Raw genomic sequence first — 20,405 nt, 5'->3', positions numbered from 1 at the left:
ATAATGAAAATATTAATATTAGGTGCCGGAAAGATGGGATCTTTCTTCACCGATTTGCTTAGCTTCGATCATGAAGTAGCTGTTTTAGAAAGCGATCCAAAACGAATGCGGTTCATATATAATGCTCTTCGTCTGCAAAAGCCGGAAGAAGTAGCCGACTTCAATCCCGAACTGGTTATTAACTGCGTTACATTAAGTTACACTATTGAAGCATTTAAATCGGTTATGCCTTATCTGCAACCTTATTGTATAATTTCGGATATCGCATCAGTAAAAACCTACTTGAAAGAATTTTATGAAACATGTGGATTTCCGTATGTATCCACTCACCCTATGTTCGGTCCTACTTTCGCCAATTTAGGACAGTTGGAAAAGGAAAATACCATCATCATTTCCGAAGGTGATCATTTAGGAAAAATATTTTTCAAAGACGTATATGCAAGTCTCCGTTTGCATATTTGTGAATATACGTTTGAGGAACACGATAAAGTTGTAGCTTATTCTTTAGGTATTCCTTTTGCGTCGACAATGGTTTTCGCTGCAACCATGAAACACCAGGATGCACCGGGTACAACTTTCAAACGTCACATGAAAATTGCCCGTGGGCTTCTTTCCGAAGACGATTACCTATTAACGGAAATCCTTTTCAATCCGCGTACACCAAAACAAATATCACGCATCCAAGAAGAATTGAATATTCTGCAGGAAATTATCAAAGACAAAGATTCTGGCGCGATGAAAGAATATTTGACAAAAATAAGGAAGAATATAGAGTAAGAAGTAAGGACATTATCCAGCAATTCATTTTTTTCAAAAATATCTCATTTTCCGATAGGGGTATTTTGTTATGTTCATGTCTTAAGGTCGTAATTATATTTTACAGACATGAAGTATATTGTATTTTTTGTAACGGACTTTGTTTTATACATCTTATTCGGCTTGTTTTGTCTATGCAAATGGATATTATTTGTACCTTTGCTTTGCTTTCGAAATAATAAGGATGTATGTACTTCAAAGATATTATTGGACAAGGAGAAATAAAGCGGCAATTAATTAAATCGGCGCAAACGAATATTGTGCCGCATGCACAGCTTTTTACCGAACAAGGTGGAGCCGGTGCTTTCCCCTTAGCTCTTGCATATGCCCGTTATCTTAACTGTACAAACCGTACAGAAAATGATGCGTGCGGAAAATGTCCTTCTTGTTTGAAGTATAACGAGCTTGCACACCCAGACCTTCACTTCGTATTTCCTATCGTCTCAAAAAAAGAGAAAAAAAAAGAAATTTGCGACGATTACCTCACCGAATGGAGGTCTTTCCTGAAAGAATATACCTATTTCAATTTGGATAATTGGCTGGAATATATTGAAGCCGGTAATTCACAAGCTTTGATCTATTCAAAGGAAAGTGATGAAATAATCCATAAGCTCAATCTTAAGATATATGAAGCCACTTACCGTATATTACTAGTTTGGTTACCGGAAAAATTACATCCGACTTGTGCCAACAAACTTTTGAAGATTATAGAAGAACCTCCTGCAAACACCGTTATATTAATGGTTTCAGAAACACCCGATCAAGTATTGGGAACCATTTTATCACGGGCACAACGTATCAACGTACGGGCAATACAAACAGAAGCTATTACGCAAGCCATGATTTCACAATTCGGATTATCGCCGGATGATGCGAAACATGTAGGCCACCTTTCCCGCGGCAGCTTTCTAAAAGCGGTGGAAGCAATCAGCCTTGGAGAAGAAAATAAATTTTTCCTTGAACAGTTTAAAGGAATGATGCGTAATTCATGGGCCCGTAATGTAAAAGGAATGAAAACAATGGCCGACACGATAGCCGGAATTGGCCGTGAACGCCAGAAAAACTTTCTGGCTTATTGTCAACACTTGATTCGGGAAAACTTCATGTATCGTTTTCAATCACCTGATTTGAATTACATGAATCTGGATGAAGCAAGTTTTGCCATAAAATTCGCTCCTTTCGTAAATGAAAGAAATGTAATCGATATTATGGATGAACTGGCCAAAGCAGAAAAAGATATTGCGCAGAATGTTAATGCCAAAATGGTATTCTTTGATTTATCATTACGTCTGACTGTTTTGATTAAACGAATATGCTGAAAACAGTCGTTTACCCTTCCGATATATTTCTATATCGTGCCGGAGAAATACCAATATGCGCCTTTACATATTTACCAAAAAAAGACTGATTGGGAAAATTAAATTCTTCAGCAATTTCTTTGATGGATTTATCCGAATACTTTAACCTGTATTTAATGTGTTCAATAGCACTCTCGTTAATCAACTCCAATGGAGTTCTGCCACATGCTTGTTTGATCATCTTTGAAAAATGTTTAGGACTATAGCAAAGTTCATCGGCAAAATAAGTAACAGAACGATGCATGCCGTTATCTTCTGATAATTTTTCCGCAAATTTCCGGAGAATGTAATCGGCCTGTTTTATATTCTCTTTAATTTCATCCGTACTGTCGGGAGAGGCAGCTTCCTTACTAAGACCACCCAACATCTCACAGAAAAGAGCGGCAAACAGATATTGCATCACTTCTTTATGGTAGCAGTGTGGAGTATCAACAATCTTCATCATAATCAGGTCCCTATAATAGTTGAAGACTTCATTATTATCATCGCCAACATGTTTCACCGGATTGTTGTGGATATAAATGGCAGTATTCCATGTCTCCTTCTCTATTCTGACAATACGTTGTAAAAAACGCGTGGAGAACCCTGCATACCTTATCTTATGCTTAGGGCTCAACATTGTATGGCTTACAATCGTATTAGGAAGTCCCAACAACAAATCGCCGGCTTGCAACTGGTAAGTTCTGTTGTTTATATCCAGTTGGATACATCCTTCCATACAAAACGCAAGAAGAAAACAACCCAGTCTTACCGTATCATTACCATGAGGGACCTCTTCCAGGCTGTTTACTACAACAAAGTCATCGTCCACATAGTCAATAGCATTTCTGTTCGCTTTAAAATCTTCAATATTGATGATTTTGATTTCTTCTTTTCCCATATTCTTTTTTTCTTTTTGCAAAGTTGGCGAATAATGGGATAAATAAAATGTTCTAAAACACTCATTCATTAGTCTATATATCATTTATAAGCAAGACTTTAGCAAAAAAATACACAAACGGAGAAAATAGAACATCCTTGAAGGAATATTGATCACAATACCACTGTCCCTTTCTCCTACTTTTGTCCAAAATATATTATCAAAGAACAATAATATGATTACATTAAACAGAAAATGGATACGACTGATGACTGTCATTGGTTGTACAATGTGGTTGGCTTCTTGTAAACAGGCACCGGATGCTCAGGTTAAACCCTCTTATGCGATAATGAAAGTGTCTCCGGTGGACAAAGAGCTTTCTACTTCGTATTCGGCAACGATACGCGGACGGCAAGATATTGATATTTATCCGCAGGTATCAGGTACCATTGAGAAACTTTGTGTGACCGAAGGGCAGAAAGTGCGACGCGGACAATTGTTGTTCATCATAGACCAAGTACCTTACAAGGCAGCATTGAAAACTGCCACCGCTAACGTAGAAGCAGCCCGTGCAACATTGGCTACTGCGGAATTAACCTACAACAGCAATAAAGAATTGCATGCACAGGCTGTAGTTTCAGAATTCAGCCTGAAAACCGCAGAAAACAATTATCTTACTGCCAAAGCCCAATTGGCACAGGCAGAAGCTCAGGAAATGAACGCGCGCAATAATCTTTCATATACAGAAGTAAAAAGTCCCAGTGACGGTGTGGTAGGAGCATTACCTTTTCGTGCAGGCGCATTGGTTAGTCCAAACATTCCGCAACCACTGACAACAGTAAGTGACAATTCTGATATGTACGTCTATTTCTCCATGACCGAAAACCAGCTATTAGCATTAACGCGCCAATACGGGAATATGGACGACGCTTTAAAGAATATGCCGGAAGTAGAATTGAAATTGAACGACAATTCCATATATGACAAGAAAGGTATTATTGAATCTATCAGTGGAGTTATCGACCGACAGACAGGAACGGTAGTAGCGCGCGCGGTTTTTCCTAACGAATCACGGCTATTACATAGCGGAGCTTCCGGTAGTATTTTGGTACCCAGTACCTATAAAAACTGCATCGTAATTCCTCAGGGAGCTACTGTACAGATGCAAGATAAAACTATTACATACAAAGTCGTGGATGGTAAAGCAGTCTCTACATTAATTACTGTAGCTGGTGTAAGCGACGGACGCGAATACGTAGTGCTGAACGGACTGAAACCGGGCGATGAAATTGTATCGGAAGGTGCCGGATTGCTGCGTGAAGGAACAGTGGTAAAATAAAGCATAGAAGATTATGAAAGGAAACATATTTATAAAAAGGCCGGTGATGGCTATTTCCATCTCCGTGCTTATTCTGACTATCGGACTTATTTCGCTTTTCACACTGCCAGTAGAACAATATCCGGACATTGCCCCCCCTACGGTATACGTTACTACCAGTTATACGGGAGCTGATGCAGAGGCTGTGTTGAATAGTGTCATCATGCCGCTGGAAGAAAGTATCAACGGTGTGGAAGATATGATGTACATTACATCTACCGCCACCAATGCCGGTCTGGCCATTATACAAGTTTACTTCAAACAGGGAACAGACCCCGACATGGCGGCGGTCAACGTGCAGAATCGCGTGACCAAAGCACAGGGATTACTTCCTGCCGAAGTAACGAGAATTGGCGTGACCACACAGAAACGTCAGACCAGTTTTCTGCAAATCAACTCTTTAGTTTGTACGAACGGTCGATATGATAAGACATTTCTTGCGAATTACCTGGACATAAACGTCATTCCGCAGATAAAACGTATAGAAGGTGTGGGTGATGTGATGGAAATGGGTGATACGTATAGTATGCGTATCTGGTTGAAGCCGGAACTGATGGCACAGTACGGACTAGTACCTTCGGATGTGACAGCTGTGCTGGGAGAACAAAACATTGAAGCACCTACCGGTTCATTAGGCGAAAACTCGAAGAATGTTTTCCAGTTCACGATGAAGTATCGCGGACGACTGAAAACGGTAGAGGAATTCCAAAATACAGTCATCCGCTCCCAACCTGATGGATCTGTGCTTCGCCTGAAAGACGTAGCAAGCGTAGAATTGGGAACACTGACCTATAGCTTCGAGAGTGAAATGGATGGTCAACCGGCTGTAATGTTCATCGTATTCCAAACAGCCGGTTCCAATGCAACTGCCGTCAACGAACAAATCTCTGCAGAAATGAAAGAGATGGAAAAGACGCTGCCGGAAGGTGTTGAATTCGTCAACATGATGAGTTCAAACGATTTCTTGTTCGCTTCTATCCATAATGTAGTGGAGACACTGATTATTGCCATTATATTGGTTATCCTGGTGGTATACTTCTTCTTGCAGGACTTAAAAAGTACGCTCATTCCTTCCATATCCATCATCGTATCATTAGTAGGTACGTTTGCTTGCCTGGTAGCTGCCGGGTTCAGTATAAATATCCTGACATTATTTGCATTGGTGCTTGCCATCGGTACGGTGGTGGACGATGCCATTGTGGTGGTGGAGGCGGTGCAGTCCAAGTTCGATACCGGATATAAGTCAGCCTATCTTGCCACTAAAGATGCAATGGGTGACGTAACAATGGCTATCGTTTCTTGTACTTGTGTGTTTATGGCAGTATTTATCCCCGTAACATTCATGGGAGGTACTTCCGGTATTTTCTATACGCAGTTCGGTATTACGATGGCAACAGCTGTAGGTATTTCCATGATCTCGGCATTAGTACTATGTCCGGCCTTATGCGCCATGATGATGCGCCCATCAGACGGTACAAAAAGCGAGAAGAGTATCAACGGACGTGTACGTGCTGCTTATAATGCTTCATTCAATGCTGTATTAGGTAAATATAAGAAAGGTGTAATGTTCTTCATACACCATCGCTGGATGGTATGGACGGCATTAGCAGTGTCGGTGGCATTACTTATTTACTTGATGTCTACGACTAAGACCGGACTAGTGCCACAGGAAGACCAAGGTGTTATCATGGTGGACGTGAGTACAGCACCGGGCAGTACACTGCAAGAAACGACAAAAGTAATAGACAAACTGGAAAATATTCTAAAAGATACACCTGAAATAGAACATTATGCCCGCGTAGCCGGATATGGCCTGGTATCAGGTCAAGGTACGTCTTACGGCACCATCATCATCCGTCTGAAAGATTGGAACGACCGTAAGGGAAAGGAGCATTCTTCCGACGCAGTAGTAACACGACTTAACGGACAGTTCTATGATATAAAGGATGCGCGGGTATTCAGCTTCCAGCCGGGTATGATTCCGGGCTACGGTATGGGGAACTCCATCGAACTGAACTTACAGGACCGTACCGGCGGAGACATGACAGCCTTCTACCAGTCGGTGATGCAATTCCTGGGTGCATTGAACCAACGGCCTGAAGTAGCAATGGCCTATACTTCTTATGCCATGAACTTCCCTCAGGTTTCGGTAGATGTAGATGCGGCCAAGTGTAAACGTGCCGGCATATCACCGGCTACGGTGCTCGATGCGCTGGGCAGTTATTGCGGTGGCGCCTATATCTCCAATTACAACCAGTTCGGTAAAGTGTATCGCGTAATGATGCAGGCAGCACCGGAATTCCGTTTGGAGGAACAGGCTTTGAACAATATGTTTGTACGCAACGGCACAGAAATGGCTCCGGTAAGTCAATTTGTAACGTTAAAGAAAGTACTTGGTCCAGAATCGGCAAATCGTTTCAATCTGTTTACTGCTATCACTGCAAATGTGAACCCTGCCAATGGATATTCCAGCGGTGAAGTGCAAAAAGCTATCAGCGAAGTGGCCGAACAGATGTTGCCTACCGGCTATAGTTTTGAGTATGGAGGTATGGCCCGTGAGGAAGCAAGCATGGGCGGAGCAAAGACTCTTTTCATCTACGGAGTATGTATATTACTCATCTACCTGATCCTGTCTTGTCTCTATGAAAGCTTCCTGGTTCCGTTTGCCGTTATATTCTCCGTACCGTTCGGACTGATGGGTAGTTTCTTATTTGCCAAAATACTCGGACTGGAGAATAATATATATTTACAAACAGGTGTGATTATGTTGATTGGATTGCTGGCTAAAACCGCCATTCTGATCACGGAGTACGCTATAGAGCGGCGGCGCAAAGGCATGGGCATTATAGAATCGGCTTATTCGGCAGCTCAGGTCCGTTTGCGTCCTATCTTGATGACTGTCCTTACGATGATTTTCGGCATGCTTCCGCTGATGTTCTCTACCGGTACAGGTGCTAACGGCAACAGTTCGCTAGGCACAGGTGTAGTAGGCGGTATGGCCATCGGAACACTGGCGCTGCTCTTTGTAGTCCCGGTATTCTACATCATCTTCGAGTTCTTACAGGAGAAAATACGTAAGCCGGAAAAGATAGAGGCTGATGTGCAGGTATTACTTGAAAAAGGAAAGAGTGAAACCGAACATGGAACGGAAAAATAAGATTTCAATATATTTAGTCCAACTATTCCAATTCTCCTCTTTTTGTGAGGAGAATTGGAGAAGTTGCATCAATTTCAATAAATACCAAAGTATGAAGAAGATAATTCTATCGGTCACAGCAACCGTCATGTTGAGTAGCTGCGGCATATACAGTAAATATAAGCCCGCCACCACCGTACCGGACAATTTGTATGGGACGACGATAACAGCGGAAGATACCACTAGTCTGGGTAGTATGGACTGGCGCGATCTTTTCAATGACCCATACCTGCAATCCCTCATCGAGCAAGGGTTGCAGAACAACACCGATTTACAATCCGCACAGCTCCGCGTAGAAGAAGCAGAAGCAGCGTTGCTTTCCGCCCGTTTGGCCTTTCTGCCGGCATTTGCCCTGTCACCACAAGGTACGGTAAGCAGCTTTGATAGTCATAAAGCAACACAAACCTATTCGCTGCCGGTTACTGCCAGTTGGGAACTTGATGTTTTCGGTCGTATGCGTAACGCAAAACAGCAAGCTAAGGCCCTTTATGCTCAAAGCAAAGATTACCGGCAGGCTGTACGTACCCAGTTAATATCCGGTATAGCCAATACATATTATACATTATTGATGCTGGATGAACAATTGACCATCTCACAGCAAACAGAAGAAGCATGGAAAGAAACAGTTGCTTCAACCCGTGCGATGATGAACGCAGGAATGGTTAATGAGGCTGCCGTATCACAAATGGAAGCCACCTATTATCAAGTGAAAACCTCCATATTGAGTTTGAAAGAACAGATTAATCAAGTGGAGAATAGTCTGGCTCTGTTGCTGGCTGAAACACCACGGCGTTATGAACGCAGCAAGCTGGAATTACAACAAATACCGGAGAATTTCTCCGTAGGCATTCCAATGCAGATGCTTGCCTGTCGTCCGGACGTACGCATAGCTGAACGCTCGTTGGAGCAAGCTTTTTATGGGACCAATCAGGCACGCTCGGCCTTCTATCCTTCCATTGTTTTAAGTGGAAGCGCCGGTTGGACCAATTCAGCAGGAATGATGATTGTCAACCCCGGTAAGTTCCTTGCATCGGCAGTAGGCTCACTGACACAACCACTATTCAACCGTGGGCAAGTCATAGCTCAATACCGCATAGCCCGCGCGCAACAGGAAGAAGCCGCTCTTGCCTTTCAGCAAGCGTTACTAAATGCAGGCAGTGAAGTAAATGATGCCCTGACTGCTTATCAGACAAGCAAGGAAAAAAGCATCCTGTTCGATAAACAAGTTGCTTCGTTGCAAACAGCTCTGAAAAGCACGTCCTTACTGATGGAGCATAGTAACACTACTTATCTGGAAGTATTGACAGCCCGGCAGACATTACTTAGCGCACAACTATCACAAACGGCAAACCGTTTTACGGAAATACAGAGTATAGTCAATCTTTATAGGGTATTAGGAGGAGGACAAGAATAAATTAGGTTACAACAAAAGAGAAGAGACCGGCTAACAAGTTATTCCAGGTACTTAAAGTATCTAATAAGAACTTATTAGCCGGCTCTTCTTCTTTTTATTTAATAGTTCTCCGGTTCATACACAGCAACAGCCACGCGCGAATCGGCACAGCCATAATACAAATACCACTTCTGATTGAAGAACACAAGTCCTTCTATGAATACCGTTCCGGCAGGATACTGTCCGCTCTTTTCAAAGTCGGATTCCGGCATATAGAAAGGTCTATCCAGACGGTCTATTAACTTGGCAGGATCTTTGGCATCAAACAGGGCTTGTCCGGCACAATAAGAATTGGCCGTATAAAGCATATCGCCTTCCGTGCCATCGGCATTCTTTCCGTTGTAAAACAACATAATGCCTTTATCCGTCAAGACAGCCGGAGGACCACACTCCGTCAACGAACTATCAAACTTGCCTTTACGGGGTGTTATTACTTTTAGGAAATCTCCCTTTTCATCCAGCATAGGCGTCCAGTTCACCAAATCTATAGAGGTGGCTACATTTACAAATTTCTCACCCCAATACATCCAGTACTTCCCGTCGATCTGGGCAATTACTTGTTTTCCATCCATCAATTTGGTAACAATAGAAGCAGACTTGGAGAATTCATCGAAGAAACGGCCGTTATATGCTTTGGCAAATGCCGGCCCGTGCTTTTCCCAAGATTGCAGGTCGCGGGAAGTAGCAACTGCCAGACGTGCCTGCTTTCTGTTCCATTGCGTATAGAACATCACATAAAGCCCGTCTTCAGTCATAGCTACACGCGGATCTTCGCAACCTCCCGTCCATTCGAGTTCTTTCTGGCTATCGTCTGCCGGATAGAATACCGGAGCAGGCATTCGTTTGAAATGCAAGCCGTCATCAGAGTAAGCATATCCCAAACAGGAAGTACGTGAACCGATACCAACAGCCGAATTGTCTTCCGCCCGGTATAGAACAACAACTTTTCCATCATAGATTGTAGCAGCAGGATTGAAAGTATCGCTTGCCTCCCATGCCACCGAATCTTGTCTCATCGGGCAATAAAAGACAGACGTCGCATTGGGAGAAATAATAGGATTGATACCCTCCGGACGCTGAAAATTAGTCCATGCCCAATCGGGAAATTCCGCTTGTTTCTTTTCCGTACATGAAGTTACGAATACAACAACTAACAATAAATAAGCTAAATTCAAAAATCTCCTTTTCATTCTATATAAAGATTAATAATTTTCAGACAATTACAATCAATACAAGACAGTCCCAAAGAATCTAATCTACGCTTAATTTCTTCTGCCTCCTGCTGGTTCCGAGCTTGCGATAGAAGTAGTGCCTTTAAACTCTCTACTACTTCGTCAATTTGCTGTTCAGGTGTCTTATTAATATTATCCATTGATAACTTGAAAATTACGTTCTTTACTTACAAAGGTAAACATTCTCCATTGAATATGAAAGATTAGAGAAAATGTCTTTAACTTTGTGGAAGATAATATTAGTCCTCAAATGTTTAATTTATAGTGCAGATTATGTCATTTAAAGCTAAAGTTTCTATAGATGCAAACGGTGTGAAAGAAGAACGTTCGGTACTATTTATACAGACTCTTTTACTTGGCCGAACTAAAAATAATATTGATAAAGGGACTACACAATCTAATATTGACGGTTATATTGAGTTGCTTGATTCATCAAATAGAATTAATGGCAAAATTACTGTTCAGGTAAAAACTGTATCTCAAAGGGATAAAGGACATAACAAGTTCCCTTGTCCTACATCTTTATTTGCATATGCTGAAACAACAACTGATAATGTCTTTCTTTTAGCAGTAGACCATTCTCAGGATAAAGTCTTATATAAACATATTTCACCAAAACTTTTAAATGAGAATCGTGACAAAGAGCAACAAGAGACTATTACATTACATTTCAGCCAAAACGAGGAACTGCGTGAAGATAATATTGACACCGTATTAAAATATTGGTTAAGTATATGCAGTAGCCGTGTATATTACTTAACTCATGGCGAAGCCATTTTAGAGGAGAATAGCGAACTAAAGTCATATCTTCTAAACATGCCTAAAATGGCGACAGATTTAAGGCCTTGTGATATTCAGGAGATTCAAAACTTCACAGATGCATATAACGGATTATTAGAATCTGATTTCAGGTACATTAAAAGTGTTCTTTTCCCTAATGTGTGGAAACGTGGGATTGCAATATATACATATTCGGATAGTTCATTAGAATATTCTCTATACAATGTAAATGTAGGAGAACTTGTCGCACCAATAGTTAAAATACCCAAGTGTTCAATTTTTGAGATTAAACACGACCATGACTATGCTTCATTTTCTTGTGCCGAAAATAAGCTCAAAGAAAATCCTAATTTATATTCTATTTCTATCATTAAGAAGCACGTAGAGGGCTTTATCAAAAAGCAGAGAATTATCCCATTAGATGAGAGCTTTTTGGTAGAATATATTCATGAGTTTATTGAAGCAAATTGGAGGCACCTACATTTAAAAAAGTATTCTGAATTGAATGTGTACTCGTTGATTCAACACTTTCAATCAAAATACCCATACATTGACAAAATGCCAGTACACTTAGTGTCAGGAGGGAAATCTCTATATGTAAACACTGTATATGATGCTATTAAGTTTTTATCCGAGATTGGGTATACGACCATACCATATCTCTATCCCGTTAAAGGTTCTTATGGAAACACGGGGATGGTATATGATTTTTACTCTCCAACAACAGCGTTGGATAAATCTCGAATAGTAATTTTAAATACAATACGAGCATATCAGAATTTTATACAGTCAGAGTTCCCTTTATTAGCTAATGACCTTGATGCTTTTTATGGTGGAAATCTTATCTCTGTCTTGGTAGACTATTCTGATCCAGGACATAAATTTATATTTTACATTCATTATTTTAGAAGCATAATACCATCTAATGAAAAGGTTATTATAATTGAAGATATTAGTGATTCGAAGATAATGAAAGAAAATAATTTATCTTCTGCATCGGATTTATTCAGGAAAGAATCAGTGATGTTCAATGGCCGAGAGTTCTCTTGTTTCAGAGGAGGAGGGCTCAATGATATGACAATATTATTCGGGAAATATAATTGTTTAACCTATTTTTATGAGTTATTAGGAACTCATTTTGATGATTATTTTAACCAGCATGGCTGTATGTAATTACAACAAACAATAGTTCCACTTGATATAGTATCATAATTAGAAAAAGTATTATCTTTGCATTTAGAATAAAGCGTTCTTATTAATAATGCAAAACAAAGCAGATAAGGGAATTTTGCTCGTTTCTAAATCGTTACCTATCAAGATTTCCAATTCTGTAAATTGCTTGTTTTCAAGGAGAAACAGAAACTGCCATGCCTTCTCATGTGAAAAGTAATATTTTTATTGATTCCACACAAATCCGCAATCTCTTTCAAATAAGAATTTAACTTTTGGTTGCTTAATACAGGCAATAATTCACCTTTAGGTAATTGTCCTTCATACTTCTTCAATATAGCCAATGGAATTTTCAGCAGTGGAACATTTACAGGAGTATCTGTTTTTTGGCGATGCCTCATAATCCACGGCTTACCATCAAACGAGATACAAATTTCACTTGCTTTCAGCGTCTTTATATCAATATAACTAAGACCGGTGAAGCAAGAAAAAATAAATACATCCCGCACCTGTTCCAGTCGTTTCGTTGAAAACTTCTTCTTCAATATTTTCTGTATCTCTTGGTCGGTCAGATAACCTCTATCCACTCGTTTCAATCGAATCTTATAATTCATGAACGGATCAGTATAAATCCAACCGTTATTTTTTGCCATAATGACAATCATTCGAAAAGTCTGCATAAATTTGGCGGTTGTGTTCTCATTACATAAACTAACAGTACGCAGATACGTTTCAAAATCCGTAATGAACATATGATTGATTTCCTTCAAAGCAATATCCGTGATATTATACTTTGCTTTCATAAATTCTTCCATTCTCCTATAGCATCGGTCATACTTCGCCATAGTAGCAGCTGTTTTACTGATACCAACCAACTTTTGTGCATCTTCATTATGTTTCTTGAATAATTCCAAAAGAGTCCGTTGCTTGGCAGTAAAACCCAAGAACGCATTTCTTACTTTCTCCGCTGTAACAAACGACTCATGTACTTCAATATCACGATAGTGATTTTTCAAAGAAGTACGCATGTCCTCCAATAAATCATTCAACTGACGTGCTTTTAAAGAATTGCCAGCCGCTTTACCCAACTTCACATCCCACGCTTTTGGATTCACATTCAATTTTGAACTGAATTGTGTAACATCACCACTTACAGTCAGTCTAACCATTATGCAGACTGTTCCATCCTTGTTTACTTGATTCTTTCTAACATAGAAGAGAATCTTAAATGTACTCTTGCTCATATACCTTGTTTTTTATGTCCGTAACAATGGGCTTATAATTCCCACCGCAAAGGAACGATTAACAATTAGTTTATGAACGGACATCCAAGATACAACGAGCGACAAATCAGCAACTTAGCATTAAAATCGTTATTATTTTATTTCGCTCAATTTTCAGTAACGATTTAGTAACACTACTTTGTCCAAACGGGGCATTTTCTTGTCTTTTGCTTGTCTGCCGACAAAATGAAAAAGTCCCGTAAAACCTTGATTTTACGGGACTTGTCTTAGCTTTTCCACCATTTGTCTTTAGTGTTCAGCGGAGAGATAGGGATTCGAACCCCAGGAACCTCTCGGTTCAACGGTTTTCAAGACCGCCGCAATCGACCACTCTGCCATCTCTCCAATATTTTGAATCATATTCTTAATTGCGGTGCAAAGTTAGCAATATTTCTTTTATTTCCTACTATATGAAGTTGTTTTTTTCTTTTTCTATTATTATCTTTCTTTTAATCATTGAAATGAATCTCATAGGTAATTTATTACTATTTTTGCAGATAGTATTAATTATATAGTAAATAGTTTTATATGAGAAAATTAAAAAGTCTATTAATGATTCTGGTAGCACTTCTTTCAATCAGTTGCACAATGTCTGCCAACCCGAAAGGAAATAATGCAGAGAATACCGCAGAGGGAGAAGTTATCCATTTAAATAGAGCAGAATTTCTTTCAAAAGTTTTTAATTACGAAAAGAATCCTGATAAATGGGTTTATGAAGGAAATAAGCCATGTATTATCGATTTCTATGCAGATTGGTGTGGTCCCTGTAAAAAAGTAGCTCCTATTTTAAACGACTTGGCAGTTCAATACAAGAATGACATTATTATTTATAAAATCAATGTAGATAAAGAAAAAGAACTGGCCACAGCTTTCGGCATACAGAGCATTCCTACTTTTTTATTTATTCCGGCAAAAGGACAGCCTCAAGTTGCACAAGGAGCACTTCCAAGAGAAGAATTCGTAAAGCAAATTGACAGCTTCTTACTTGGTAAGAAATAAGATTTATAGCAATAAAAAAAAGAGAACATTTTTCAATGTTCTCTTTTTTTATGTGGCATCTGCATGAATTATTCAGCACTTTCTGCTGCTGGAGTCTCTTCAGCCGGAGCTTCTTCAACTGCAGCCTCTTCAGCTTTCTCAGCGGCAGCAGCGGCTGCCAATTCTGCCTTCTTCTTAGCTACTTCTTCTGCTTTTGCCTTATTTGCTTCTTTTTCAGCTTCCAGACGAGCTTTAGCTGCAGCTCTTGCAGCTTCGCTATCCTTGTCTTTTGCAGCTTGAACAGAAGCTTGTTTATTCTTCAACCAAGCCTGGAACTTTTCTTCAGCTGCGGCTTCGTCGAATGCGCCTTTCTTAACACCTTCTAGCAAATGCTTTTTCAAGCAAACACCTTCACGAGAAAGAATATTGCGAGTTGTATCTGTAGGTTGTGCACCCACTTGTAACCAATACAAAGCTCTTTCGAAGTTCAAATCTACTGTAGCAGGATTAGTGTTCGGATTATAAGAACCTATCCTTTCAATAAATCTTCCATCACGTGGAGCCCTGCTGTCTGCAACTACGATCTGATAATAAGCGTAGCTTTTACGACCGTGTCTTTGCAATCTAATTTTTGTTGCCATGTTTGAATAATTAATTTAAGCTGTTTGTATTAGCGGGTGCAAATTTAAGACTTTTCGTTTATAAAACAAACTTTCAAGCAGAAAAACTTAATCAATCTAATGATGCATTAACAACTTATGTTTTATTGTCCGTAAACTCTTTTGTATATATTTGGAAAGAATGATAAGAGTAACAGCCACAATTATCAATAGTATACCTGTTGCAATTTGCGAAGTAAACGGTTCTCCAAAGACCAATACGCCTACGCAAACCGCAGTTACAGGCTCCATTGCCCCTAAAACGGCCGTTAGAGTCGATCCTATATTGTGCACAGCCTGTACTAATGTTATATTTGAAATAACAGTCGGAACAACAGCCAATAAAATCAGATTAATCCATGACTGTCCATCCGGTATGGATTGTACCCCACCATTTGTCTGCGCTTTAAAAAAGAACAGACAAGTACTGACAATAAAAACATAAAATGTTAACTTTCTACCATTCATGTCATGCACTCTCGATTTATTTACCGTCACGATATAAAGCGCATAGCCCACAGCAGAAAATAGAACAATCATCACACCTATCGGATCTACAAATAATTTCCCTCCATCAATTGAAAGACGGGCTACTCCCAAAACGGCTAACAATATAGCTACAACTGTAATCCATGATGTCTTTTCCCGAAATGCCGTCATCATGATAATTGCTACAAAAACAGGATATGTAAAATGCAATGTAGTAGCAATTCCGGCAGCCATAAAACTATATCCCCAAAACAGAAACATCGCAGAAATAGTATACAAACCTCCTAATAAGATAAAGACGGGAATATCCCGTTTATCTACATGAAACGATTGTTTCTCCACCATCATCACTCCTATCAGAGCAAAAGTCGCAAAAAGGAAACGGTAAAAAAGGATGGAATCAAAACGCATTCCTTCTGCCATTAGCGGCAAGGTAAACAGAGGTATCAAACCAAACGTTACAGAAGTTACGAGACCATAGGCAAAACCTTTAAAATTACTCATAAAAACCTCTTTGATAAAATGGCTACAAACATACAAAAAATACAGATACTTGATTTACGTTTCATACCCATTGTATATAATATTTTGTATAAAAAAAGCCAGGCTCAATAGTTCATTAAGCTTGACTTTTTTATGTGTTTAACAGATAAATTCTACGTTACAAAAGCAAACCTGCCGATACTTCTTCTTCAACAGCTTCACCTTTAAGAGCGGCAACCAATGTCAAAGCAAAATTGTAAACAAGACCGGGCCCTTTTCCTGTAATAACATTGCCATCCACCTCCACAGCTCCACCGGTTACGTTAGCCCCTATTAATTTAGGTTCAAAGCCGGGATAACACGTAGCATTACGTCCTTTCAGCAACCCCAATCCACCTAACACAAGCGGAGCAGCACAAATAGCAGCAATAATTTTATGATTCCGATATTGATCCAATAACAGTTCTTTCAATGGTTCAAAAGCATTCAGATTCGTACTGCCTGGCATACCACCGGGCAAAATTAAGGCATCCGCATCAGAAAAACTTGTTTCGGCAAACAGAAGATCAGCTACAAACACCATACCATGTGATCCGGTTACATTTTTCTCTCCAGTGATAGAAACGGTTTTCGCATCAATACCGCCACGACGCAGTACGTCTGCTGTTCCAATGGCTTCCATTTCCTCGAAGCCGGTTGCTAAGAATACATACGCTTTTTTCATGATCTTATCCGAGTTTAAGCAGAAACAGAAACAGCTCCATTCCTTATATCATTTAAACTTATAAACATAAGTAATTGTTCCGCTCTGATTATTTGTTCCGTTAATACTATTAAATTTAGCACGACGGGCAGCCTCCAACGCACTCTTACGCATAGAAGCATTATCGATATTAGTTCCTCTGCCTATTTCCGCGAAAATCACATTTCCCTTTGGATCTACAGTGATATTTATCACGATACGTCCTTCTTCCTGAATAGTATAAGCCGGACGAGGTAATCCTCCCGCTCCGATAGAACGACCATTCAAATTGAACGAGCCATAACCTCCTACCCCTTCATTAGCTCCATGATCAGAATTTCCAAACGGACTTCCCTGGTTACCAACACCGGATGTAGCATCACCCTGGCTATTACCTTCAGCTGTTCCTATTCCAAAGGCACCGGCTACTTTGTTACTAATAGCTTGTTCCTTCTTACGCTGTTCTTCTGCCAATCGTTTTTTTTCAGCTTCTTCTTTTCGGATTCGTTCTTTTTCAGCCTCTTCTTTACGTTTCTTCTCAGCTTCCTCTTTCTTTCGTTTTTCTTCTTTTTTCTTTGCTTCCTGAATAGCTACACTCTCTTCAACATCTTGAGTTATCAATTCTTCTTTAGGAGCTTCAACTTTAGGAGCAGATTCCGGAGGAGGCGGAGTAGTTGTTTCCTGAGGAAGCTCTTGTTCGGTATATTTAGGTTCAAAAGTCCCCGAAGCAGCATCTACATTGCCAAAGTTGACCAATATACCGCCATCCTCATCGGGCACAACAGTCTTCATTACTGTAAACCAAAGAATAAGGAACAGTCCTAAATGGAAAATAACCGTACCAACTATACCGTATATGTCATCCTTATTTAATTTCATAGATATTATTTCTGCGAACGAGTAGCCAACACCATCTTAAACTTATTTTCGTTCGCTATATTCAGAATCTTTACAATCTCTTTATATGGAACGGTTTCGTCTGCATAAAGAGCTACAAACATCTCCGGTTCTTTCGCATAACTATCTTGCAAGAATGGAGTGATCTCCTCAAACGAAACCATTTTCTCTCGTTGGTTACCAAATGCTACGTAATAGTTCAAATTAGCATCTATTGTCACGCGGGTAAGCGGTTTAGCAGCTGTCTGCTTTTGTGCTTGCGGTAAAGTGACTTTAATTGCATTCGGAATAACTACCGTAGAAGTAACCATAAAGAATATCAACAGCAGGAATATAACGTCAGTCATAGAAGCCATGCTGAAAGATTCGTTTACTTTTGTTCTTCTTTTCAGTGCCATAATTTTATTAGTTGGCCGGTTCGTTCAACAAGTCCATAAATTCCATTGTACGAGCTTCCATCTTATTTACCACATTATCAACCTGTGAAACAAGATAGTTATATGCAAACAAAGCGATAATTCCCACAACAAGACCACCAACTGTAGTAACCAAAGCTTCATATATACCTCCAGACAATAAAGAGACATCCACATTTGTCCCGGCATTTGCCATATCAAAGAAAGCACGCACCATACCGGTTACCGTACCAAGGAAACCCAACATAGGAGCTCCTGCCGCTGTTGTTGCAATCAAAGGAAAACCTTTTTCCAGTTTTGCAATTTCCAAGTTACCTACATTCTCAATAGCAACCAGTACATCATTCATAGGACGTCCCAAACGTGTAATACCTTTTTCTATCATACGGGCAGAAGGAGTATTTGTACTACGGCAAAGATTTAAAGCCGAATCCACTTTACCTTCATGAATATAATCTTTAATACGATTCATGAACGACTCGTCTTCTTTACCAGCACGACGAATTACCATCAGGCGCTGTACAAATATATATATTGCCATCAAAGACAATAACAACAATACGACCATGATCCATCCCCCTTTGAACGCTAGGTCTATCACATTAATTTCAGCCTCTGTAGGAAGTGGTGTTACTGCCGTTAAATCAGGCATTTGATCCGCAGCTTGTGCTCCTGCAGCCTGGAGAGAAAGTAAAATACTCATTGTTTCTGTACTTTTATTTCAAGTTAATACTCATCTATTATTATTTTGCAAACAAGCTTTATAAAGTGAAATGGTTTCCTTCAATCCGTAGTACAATGCATCACAAATTAAAGCATGTCCAATAGATACTTCTTCCAACCAAGGAATATTCAGGCTAAAGAAAGCCAAGTTTTCCAAACTCAAATCATGTCCGGCATTTACTCCTAATCCTAAATTCTTAGCTAGTTTTGCCGCAGCAACAAACGACGCAATAGCTTCATCCCGGTTCTTTGCGTAATTTGTGGCATATGGTTCCGTATAAAGCTCTATACGATCTGTTCCCGTTTTAGCCGCCAATTCTATATTTTGCAAATCCGTTCCCACAAAAATAGATGTACGAATACCTTGTCCTGTAAATGTATCTACCAAATCATTCAATTGATCGAAATGTGCTTTCACGTTCCAACCGGCATTAGAAGTTATAGCATCGGGAGCATCAGGTACCAATGTTACTTGAGAAGGTTTTACTTTCAATACTAAATCAATAAACTTATCGCAAGGATAACCTTCAATGTTAAACTCTGTTTTAATCAACGGTTTTAAAGCATACACATCACTATAGCGAATATGCCTTTCATCCGGACGCGGATGAACCGTAATCCCTTGTGCACCGAATGATTCGCAATCTTGTGCGACCTTCAATATATCCGGCATATTTCCTCCACGCGCATTACGGATAGTTGCAATCTTGTTAATGTTTACACTTAAATTTGTCATCGTATATCGTTATATCTTTTTCTTGATTACATTTGCACAAATGTATCGGCAAATTTAGCAGGATTTGGTGAATTTATAGAGAAATGTTAGTAAAAGATTTCATAATGAAAGAACTTCCGGTGTTAAAAAGTTTTGACACAGTGGAATATGCGTTAGCAATAATGGATGATTATAAACTCAAACATCTTCCGTTAGTGAATGACGGAGGAATATATAGATGTTTAATATCGGAAAAAGACCTGTTAACGATACCTGAGCCGTCAGGAACTATCGGCGAACCCGTTCTGTTTGCTCCAAGCATACGTAAAAACAGCCATTTACACGAAGCGCTCTCCATAATGACACGTTATGGGTTAAGCCTTTTACCGGTTGTAACAACAGACGGTGTATACACAGGAGCTATCACAAGAGATAAACTGATAGATGCACTGTCCGAATTATGCAATGCGGAAGCGGAAGGCAGTATTATCGTTCTTGAAATGATGCCGCAAGATTACGTCCTTTCAGACATTGCCCGTTTGGTAGAATCCAACAATGCTCATGTATTGAATCTGTTATCACACCAAGATAAAGAGACTGGCCGCCTCCTTATCTCCATCAAGATTGATCTAGAAGATGCATCTCCTGTAATACGTAGTTTTGAACGTTTTAATTATACGGTTCTATATCATTTCATGGAAAAAGGAATGGTAGACAATTTGTTACAGCAACGGATGAATGAGTTATTGCATTATATGAATATGTAAGAAGAAAAGAA

Annotated in this window: 18 protein-coding genes and 1 tRNA gene; 8 read left to right on the top strand and 11 right to left on the bottom strand. The window is 39.7% G+C overall.

All coding sequences use genetic code 11. From position 1 onward, the window contains the following. Positions 1-3: 3 nt before the first annotated feature. Together C1721_RS11150 and C1721_RS11145 are read left to right on the top strand one after the other, a co-directional pair. Entirely contained in the window at positions 4-777 is a 774-nt protein-coding gene (locus tag C1721_RS11150) for a prephenate dehydrogenase (protein WP_102408412.1), read from the top strand. Between the two features lie 227 nt (positions 778-1,004). Then, a complete protein-coding gene (locus tag C1721_RS11145; RefSeq protein ID WP_102408411.1) occupies positions 1,005-2,135 on the top strand; it encodes a DNA polymerase III subunit in 1,131 nt (376 codons plus the stop codon). Positions 2,136-2,145: 10 nt separating this feature from the next. Here the strand turns inward: C1721_RS11145 and C1721_RS11140 are convergent, their stop codons facing one another. Continuing rightward, the gene (locus C1721_RS11140; RefSeq protein ID WP_102409425.1) at positions 2,146-3,054 is read right to left on the bottom strand and encodes a helix-turn-helix domain-containing protein; all 909 of its coding nucleotides are present in this window, start codon (positions 3,052-3,054) and stop codon (positions 2,146-2,148) included. 214 nt (positions 3,055-3,268) lie between these two features. Between C1721_RS11140 and C1721_RS11135 the strand changes: the two genes are divergently transcribed. The 3 genes from C1721_RS11135 to C1721_RS11125 all read left to right on the top strand — a co-directional run bounded on the left by C1721_RS11135 (position 3,269) and on the right by C1721_RS11125 (position 9,021). Then, entirely contained in the window at positions 3,269-4,372 is a 1,104-nt protein-coding gene (locus C1721_RS11135) for an efflux RND transporter periplasmic adaptor subunit (protein WP_102408410.1), read from the top strand. 13 nt (positions 4,373-4,385) lie between these two features. Then, positions 4,386-7,568: an efflux RND transporter permease subunit gene (locus C1721_RS11130; RefSeq protein ID WP_102408409.1), complete on the top strand. Its 3,183-nt coding sequence runs from the start codon at positions 4,386-4,388 to the stop codon at positions 7,566-7,568. A 91-nt stretch (positions 7,569-7,659) separates the two neighbouring features. Then, positions 7,660-9,021, top strand: a complete 1,362-nt coding sequence (locus tag C1721_RS11125) for a TolC family protein (protein WP_102409423.1) — start codon at positions 7,660-7,662, stop codon at positions 9,019-9,021. A gap of 98 nt (positions 9,022-9,119) precedes the next feature. Here the strand turns inward: C1721_RS11125 and C1721_RS11120 are convergent, their stop codons facing one another. Further along, positions 9,120-10,250 carry a glycoside hydrolase family 130 protein gene (locus C1721_RS11120; RefSeq protein WP_102408408.1) on the bottom strand — a complete coding sequence of 377 codons (1,131 nt, stop codon included), beginning with the start codon at positions 10,248-10,250 and terminating at the stop codon, positions 9,120-9,122. A gap of 315 nt (positions 10,251-10,565) precedes the next feature. Between C1721_RS11120 and C1721_RS11110 the strand changes: the two genes are divergently transcribed. Next, entirely contained in the window at positions 10,566-12,245 is a 1,680-nt protein-coding gene (locus tag C1721_RS11110) for a DUF4365 domain-containing protein (RefSeq protein WP_102408406.1), read from the top strand. 140 nt (positions 12,246-12,385) lie between these two features. On the opposite strand, the gene C1721_RS11105 is transcribed toward C1721_RS11110, so the two are convergent. Both C1721_RS11105 and C1721_RS11100 read right to left on the bottom strand, forming a co-directional pair. Next, a complete protein-coding gene (locus C1721_RS11105) occupies positions 12,386-13,486 on the bottom strand; it encodes a site-specific integrase (RefSeq protein WP_102408405.1) in 1,101 nt (366 codons plus the stop codon). Positions 13,487-13,785: 299 nt separating this feature from the next. After that, a tRNA-Ser gene (locus C1721_RS11100) sits at positions 13,786-13,870 on the bottom strand. Between the two features lie 183 nt (positions 13,871-14,053). On the opposite strand from C1721_RS11100, the gene trxA reads away from it, so the two are divergent. Continuing rightward, positions 14,054-14,524 (top strand): thioredoxin, encoded by a 471-nt coding sequence (gene trxA / locus C1721_RS11095; RefSeq protein WP_102408404.1) that lies wholly within the window; start codon positions 14,054-14,056, stop codon positions 14,522-14,524. A gap of 68 nt (positions 14,525-14,592) precedes the next feature. Here the strand turns inward: trxA and C1721_RS11090 are convergent, their stop codons facing one another. From C1721_RS11090 to C1721_RS11060, 7 genes are all read right to left on the bottom strand, one after another. Then, positions 14,593-15,144 carry a 30S ribosomal protein S16 gene (locus C1721_RS11090; RefSeq protein WP_102408403.1) on the bottom strand — a complete coding sequence of 184 codons (552 nt, stop codon included), beginning with the start codon at positions 15,142-15,144 and terminating at the stop codon, positions 14,593-14,595. Positions 15,145-15,240: 96 nt separating this feature from the next. After that, positions 15,241-16,155: a DMT family transporter gene (locus tag C1721_RS11085; protein ID WP_102408402.1), complete on the bottom strand. Its 915-nt coding sequence runs from the start codon at positions 16,153-16,155 to the stop codon at positions 15,241-15,243. 157 nt (positions 16,156-16,312) lie between these two features. Then, entirely contained in the window at positions 16,313-16,858 is a 546-nt protein-coding gene (locus C1721_RS11080) for a DJ-1 family glyoxalase III (protein WP_102408401.1), read from the bottom strand. 48 nt (positions 16,859-16,906) lie between these two features. Then, positions 16,907-17,755, bottom strand: coding sequence for an energy transducer TonB family protein (locus C1721_RS11075; RefSeq protein WP_102408400.1), 849 nt, complete (start codon positions 17,753-17,755; stop codon positions 16,907-16,909). Between the two features lie 5 nt (positions 17,756-17,760). After that, positions 17,761-18,171, bottom strand: coding sequence for an ExbD/TolR family protein (locus tag C1721_RS11070; protein WP_102408399.1), 411 nt, complete (start codon positions 18,169-18,171; stop codon positions 17,761-17,763). A 7-nt stretch (positions 18,172-18,178) separates the two neighbouring features. Then, positions 18,179-18,892: a MotA/TolQ/ExbB proton channel family protein gene (locus tag C1721_RS11065; RefSeq protein WP_102408398.1), complete on the bottom strand. Its 714-nt coding sequence runs from the start codon at positions 18,890-18,892 to the stop codon at positions 18,179-18,181. 30 nt (positions 18,893-18,922) lie between these two features. Further along, on the bottom strand, positions 18,923-19,648 hold the full coding sequence (locus tag C1721_RS11060; RefSeq protein WP_102408397.1) for a pyridoxine 5'-phosphate synthase: 726 nt from the start codon (positions 19,646-19,648) through the stop codon (positions 18,923-18,925). 83 nt (positions 19,649-19,731) lie between these two features. Here C1721_RS11060 and C1721_RS11055 point away from each other — a divergent pair, with 83 nt between their 5' ends. After that, positions 19,732-20,394 carry a CBS domain-containing protein gene (locus C1721_RS11055; protein WP_102408396.1) on the top strand — a complete coding sequence of 221 codons (663 nt, stop codon included), beginning with the start codon at positions 19,732-19,734 and terminating at the stop codon, positions 20,392-20,394. Positions 20,395-20,405: the final 11 nt, after the last annotated feature.

It is taken from the genome of Parabacteroides bouchesdurhonensis, assembly GCF_900186615.1.
GTDB lineage: Bacteria > Bacteroidota > Bacteroidia > Bacteroidales > Tannerellaceae > Parabacteroides > Parabacteroides bouchesdurhonensis.
This window is presented reverse-complemented; position numbering and strand designations above follow the sequence as displayed.

What these genes read in the sequence shown, in the direction of transcription:
- C1721_RS11075 (WP_102408400.1), bottom strand. Translation starts at nt 17,755, where the DNA reads ATGAAATTAAATAAGGATGACATATACGGTATAGTTGGTACGGTTATT.
- trxA (WP_102408404.1), top strand. Translation starts at nt 14,054, where the DNA reads ATGAGAAAATTAAAAAGTCTATTAATGATTCTGGTAGCACTTCTTTCA.
- C1721_RS11135 (WP_102408410.1), top strand. Translation starts at nt 3,269, where the DNA reads ATGATTACATTAAACAGAAAATGGATACGACTGATGACTGTCATTGGT.
- C1721_RS11105 (WP_102408405.1), bottom strand. Translation starts at nt 13,486, where the DNA reads ATGAGCAAGAGTACATTTAAGATTCTCTTCTATGTTAGAAAGAATCAA.
- C1721_RS11085 (WP_102408402.1), bottom strand. Translation starts at nt 16,155, where the DNA reads ATGAGTAATTTTAAAGGTTTTGCCTATGGTCTCGTAACTTCTGTAACG.
- C1721_RS11120 (WP_102408408.1), bottom strand. Translation starts at nt 10,250, where the DNA reads ATGAAAAGGAGATTTTTGAATTTAGCTTATTTATTGTTAGTTGTTGTA.
- C1721_RS11070 (WP_102408399.1), bottom strand. Translation starts at nt 18,171, where the DNA reads ATGGCACTGAAAAGAAGAACAAAAGTAAACGAATCTTTCAGCATGGCT.
- C1721_RS11145 (WP_102408411.1), top strand. Translation starts at nt 1,005, where the DNA reads ATGTACTTCAAAGATATTATTGGACAAGGAGAAATAAAGCGGCAATTA.
- C1721_RS11140 (WP_102409425.1), bottom strand. Translation starts at nt 3,054, where the DNA reads ATGGGAAAAGAAGAAATCAAAATCATCAATATTGAAGATTTTAAAGCG.
- C1721_RS11110 (WP_102408406.1), top strand. Translation starts at nt 10,566, where the DNA reads ATGTCATTTAAAGCTAAAGTTTCTATAGATGCAAACGGTGTGAAAGAA.
- C1721_RS11055 (WP_102408396.1), top strand. Translation starts at nt 19,732, where the DNA reads ATGTTAGTAAAAGATTTCATAATGAAAGAACTTCCGGTGTTAAAAAGT.
- C1721_RS11065 (WP_102408398.1), bottom strand. Translation starts at nt 18,892, where the DNA reads ATGAGTATTTTACTTTCTCTCCAGGCTGCAGGAGCACAAGCTGCGGAT.
- C1721_RS11130 (WP_102408409.1), top strand. Translation starts at nt 4,386, where the DNA reads ATGAAAGGAAACATATTTATAAAAAGGCCGGTGATGGCTATTTCCATC.
- C1721_RS11080 (WP_102408401.1), bottom strand. Translation starts at nt 16,858, where the DNA reads ATGAAAAAAGCGTATGTATTCTTAGCAACCGGCTTCGAGGAAATGGAA.
- C1721_RS11150 (WP_102408412.1), top strand. Translation starts at nt 4, where the DNA reads ATGAAAATATTAATATTAGGTGCCGGAAAGATGGGATCTTTCTTCACC.
- C1721_RS11125 (WP_102409423.1), top strand. Translation starts at nt 7,660, where the DNA reads ATGAAGAAGATAATTCTATCGGTCACAGCAACCGTCATGTTGAGTAGC.
- C1721_RS11090 (WP_102408403.1), bottom strand. Translation starts at nt 15,144, where the DNA reads ATGGCAACAAAAATTAGATTGCAAAGACACGGTCGTAAAAGCTACGCT.
- C1721_RS11060 (WP_102408397.1), bottom strand. Translation starts at nt 19,648, where the DNA reads ATGACAAATTTAAGTGTAAACATTAACAAGATTGCAACTATCCGTAAT.